The sequence below is a fragment of the Mesorhizobium sp. M5C.F.Ca.IN.020.32.2.1 genome (assembly GCF_004023105.1).
GTDB lineage: Bacteria > Pseudomonadota > Alphaproteobacteria > Rhizobiales > Rhizobiaceae > Mesorhizobium > Mesorhizobium wenxiniae.
The window spans coordinates 1-3,791 of the sequence record NZ_RZSX01000643.1 but is presented as its reverse complement, the minus strand read 5'-3'; the positions used below and the strand labels follow the sequence as shown (position 1 = coordinate 3,791).

The 3,791-nt window shown below is 61.4% G+C and carries 4 protein-coding genes; 1 reads left to right on the top strand and 3 read right to left on the bottom strand.

Annotated elements, in window-relative coordinates; genetic code table 11:
• Positions 1–1,347 (top strand): AAA family ATPase (locus tag EOA86_RS26130; RefSeq protein ID WP_128344335.1); only part of this gene is annotated, 1,347 nt, incomplete at its 5' end.
• A 92-nt stretch (positions 1,348–1,439) separates the two neighbouring features.
• Here the strand turns inward: EOA86_RS26130 and EOA86_RS26125 are convergent.
• From EOA86_RS26125 to EOA86_RS26115, 3 genes are all read right to left on the bottom strand, one after another.
• Positions 1,440–1,871 (bottom strand): HIT family protein, encoded by a 432-nt coding sequence (locus EOA86_RS26125; protein ID WP_029352791.1) that lies wholly within the window; start codon positions 1,869–1,871, stop codon positions 1,440–1,442.
• Positions 1,872–2,000: 129 nt separating this feature from the next.
• A complete protein-coding gene (locus EOA86_RS26120) occupies positions 2,001–3,218 on the bottom strand; it encodes a GNAT family N-acetyltransferase (RefSeq protein ID WP_127210550.1) in 1,218 nt (405 codons plus the stop codon).
• Positions 3,219–3,260: 42 nt separating this feature from the next.
• A partial coding sequence (locus EOA86_RS26115; RefSeq protein WP_128344333.1) for a glycerophosphodiester phosphodiesterase occupies positions 3,261–3,791 on the bottom strand: 531 nt, incomplete at its 5' end.

Below are 3,791 nucleotides of genomic sequence, written 5' to 3'. Positions count from 1 at the left end.
GGACTGAAGCCGTATTTCGAGGAGTTCCACAAGGTTCGCTACACGGCCGAGGCGATCAAGGCTTCGGTCGAACTGTCGGCGCGCTACATCAACGACCGCAAGCTGCCGGACAAGGCAATCGACGTGATCGACGAGACCGGCGCCTCGCAGATGCTGGTGCCGGAGGCCAAGCGAAAGAAGACTATCGGCATCAAAGAGATCGAAGCGACGATCGCCACCATCGCCCGCATTCCGCCGAAGACGGTTTCCGCCGACGACGAGAAGGTGCTGGCCGGTCTCGACGTTGAGTTGAAACGTGTCGTCTACGGTCAGGACACCGCGATCACGGCATTGACCTCGGCGATCAAACTGGCGCGGGCCGGCCTGCGCGAACCGGAGAAGCCGATCGGTTCCTACCTGTTCTCGGGACCGACCGGCGTCGGCAAGACCGAAGTGGCAAAGCAACTCGCCGCCTCGCTCGGTGTCGAGCTGATCCGCTTCGACATGTCGGAATATATGGAACGCCACACCGTCTCGCGGCTGATCGGCGCGCCTCCCGGCTATGTCGGCTTCGACCAGGGTGGCCTGTTGACCGACGGCGTCGACCAGCATCCGCATTGCGTGCTGTTGCTGGACGAGGTCGAGAAGGCGCATCCGGACCTGTTCAACATCCTGCTGCAGGTCATGGACCACGGCAAGCTGACCGACCACAACGGCAAGCAGATCGACTTCCGCAACGTCATCCTGATCATGACCACCAATGCGGGCGCCTCGGATGCGCAACGCGCGGCGATCGGGTTCGGCTCGACCAAACGCGAAGGCGACGATGTCGAGGCGATCAACCGGCTGTTCACGCCGGAATTCCGCAACCGTCTCGATGCGATCATCCCGTTCGGCTCGCTGCCGGTTCCGGTCATCCACCAGGTGGTGCAGAAGTTCGTCATGCAGCTCGAGGCCCAGCTCTCCGAGCGTGGCGTCACCTTCGACCTGTCGCAGGAAGCGATCGCCTGGCTGGCCGAGAAGGGCTACGACGAGCGCATGGGAGCACGGCCGCTCGGCCGCGTCATCCAGGAGCACATCAAGAAGCCGCTGGCCGACGAGGTGCTGTTCGGTAAGCTCAAGAAGGGCGGCACGGTGCGTGTCACCGTCGAGAAGAAGGAGACCGGCGAGACCGGCCTGAAGCTCGAGTCGCTCGCCGACGAGGCGCCGGTCAAGCCGAAGAAGGAAGAACCGGACGACACGCCGAAACTCAAGAAGGCCGCCAGCAAGAAGCCCGTCGCGAAAAAGGCGATCGCGCAGAAGGCGGAGCCCAAGGGCAAAGATGGCGGCAAGCGCAGCTTGGTGCCGCAACTGCCCCGCAAAGGGTGATGGCCTGAAAACTAAAAAAGCCCCGGAAACGGGGCTTTTTTATTGGATAAAGAGGTAGTGGATGCTGGAGGCGTTGTGCGCGACGCCCGGCTTCAGCTTCCCAGCTCTGTTCGTATCTTGTCAGCGTTCTCAGTCAACACTTCCGGTTTCTCCATCTGCCCGCTATGCGGCTTCAAAGGGATTCCCTGGAAGCGCGGAATGACATGGACATGGAGGTGGTAGACGGTCTGACCCGAAGCAGGCTCGTTGAACTGCAGGATGGTGACACCATCGGCGCCGAAGGCCTTCTTCACCGCCAACGCCACCTTCTGCACGACGGCGAAGAGCGGGCCGAATACTGCCGGGTCCGCGTCAAGCAGGTTGCGCGACTGCGCCTTCGGCACAACCAGCGTATGACCCGGCCCTTGCGGCATTACATCCATGAAGGCAACGATCGCGTCATCTTCATAGACGCGATGCGACGGTATTTCACCGCGCAGGATTTTCGCGAAGATATTGTTGCTGTCGTAGGTGGGGTCAGCCATGGCGTGCGCTCCGGATTGTGCCTTGCTCTACCGCATCAAACCCGAAAATCGGAATCGATTTTCGGAAAGTACGATGCGGAGATTCAAAGTGTTAGAGCATGCTTTGTGCGTCCAATTGGACGCGTCGCCCTAACCGTCCGCCAGATCCTTGCGGAACGGCGTGTGCTCTTCAAGATAGTCGCCCATCCGCTCCACTTCGCGCCGCTCGCGCCTGAGATAGTCGGCGACCGCGTTGCGCAAGCCGGGATGCGCGATGTAATGCGCCGAATGCATGGTCACCGGCCTATAGCCGCGCGCCAGCTTGTGCTCGCCTTGCGCGCCGGCTTCGACCACTTTCAGCTTACGGTCGATCGCGAAGTCGATCGCCTGGTGATAGCAGACCTCGAAATGCAGGAACGGATGGTCTTCGATGCAGCCCCAGTTGCGGCCGTAGAGCGCATCGGAACCGATGAAATTGATAGCGCCGGCAATGTAGCGTCCATGGCGCTTGGCCATCACCAGCAGGATGTCGCCGGCCATGCGCTCGCCGATCATCGAGAAAAACTCGCGGTTGAGGTAGGGCCGCCCCCATTTCCTGCTGCCGGTATCCATGTAGAAGGCAAAGAAGTCGTCCCAGATCCTTTCGGTGAGATCCCTGCCGGTCAGCCAGTCGATCGAGATGCCGTGGGCGAGCGCCTCGCGCCGCTCCTTCTTCATGGCCTTGCGCTTGCGCGACGCCAGAGTGGCGAGAAAATCGTCGTAGGTCGAAAAACCTTCGTTGAAGAAGTGGAACTGCTGGTCGGTGCGGTGCAGGAAACCCGCCGCTTCCAGCGCCCCAACATCCTTCTGCTGCGCGAAGGTTACGTGCGCGGAAGAGACGCCGAGCTTGTCCGTCACCGCCTTCAGGCCTGCTGCCAAGCCGGCTTTCACGGCGCGACTGTCCTCGCCCTTGTTGACCAGCAGGCGAGGACCGGTGACCGGCGTGAACGGCACGGCGCATTGCAGTTTTGGGTAGTAACGCCCGCCGACGCGCTCGAACGCGTCGGACCAGCCGTGATCGAAAACATACTCGCCCCGGCTGTGCGATTTCAGGTAGCAGGGAACGGCACCCAGCAGTTTTCCCTGCGCTGTCTCCAGCCTGAGATGATGGCCCCCCCAGCCGGTGCGCTGCACGGCGCAGCCCGAATCTTCAAGAGCGCTCAGAAAAGAGAACGAAACTAGGGGGTTGTAGCCGTTTTCTCTATCGCCGCGTGCGGTACCGCCGAGGCCATCCCATTCCGCGCAGGTGAAGGCTCCGATGCCGGAGGCAACCCGGATCGCATACGCTCCATTCGCCGTTTGCCCGTCGCCTTCATCGCCTTGATCCATGAGGCTTATTTAAGCTCCGTGCCGGTCCATGCAAGCTCGGTTTCAAGCGACCTGTACAAGATCGGGTTCGAATCCTTCGAATGTCATTTGGTCGGCATATCTAAAGGTCAGGTCGACCGCCGGTTGGTCGAGCACGGTCCAGGTGATGACCGGCATTTTGAGCCTTTCGCGCACGAAACTGACAAACCGGTTCGGCAAGTCGCCGGCGGCGTAGGAGGCGAAGGCGATGTCGTGCGCCAGCATGGCGAAATGCGCCTCGATCAGCTTGACGTCATTGCCGTAAGCGGTCAGCCCGCCCGGAATGCCGGGCGCGTGTTTCGGGAAATCGCGGATCAGCCAGTGGTCGAACGACATGATCGCCGCCTTGCCCTTGTAGTGCTTGAGCATCTCGCCAACGCTTTCCACCAGACCTTCGTCCTGGCCGGGGACCCCTTTCAGCTCGACGACCATCGGCACACGACCATCGACCAGGTCGAGTGCCTGCTGCAGAGTCGGTAGATGGTCTGATGTGCCGCCAACCCTGAGCGCCGTCATCTCCGCTGCCGTTCGCTGCCAGACGAAGCCGTCCTGGCC

Excerpts from the sequence above, each read along its gene's own strand:
- EOA86_RS26125 (WP_029352791.1), bottom strand. The coding sequence starts at position 1,871 with ATGGCTGACCCCACCTACGACAGCAACAATATCTTCGCGAAAATCCTG.
- EOA86_RS26120 (WP_127210550.1), bottom strand. The coding sequence starts at position 3,218 with ATGGATCAAGGCGATGAAGGCGACGGGCAAACGGCGAATGGAGCGTAT.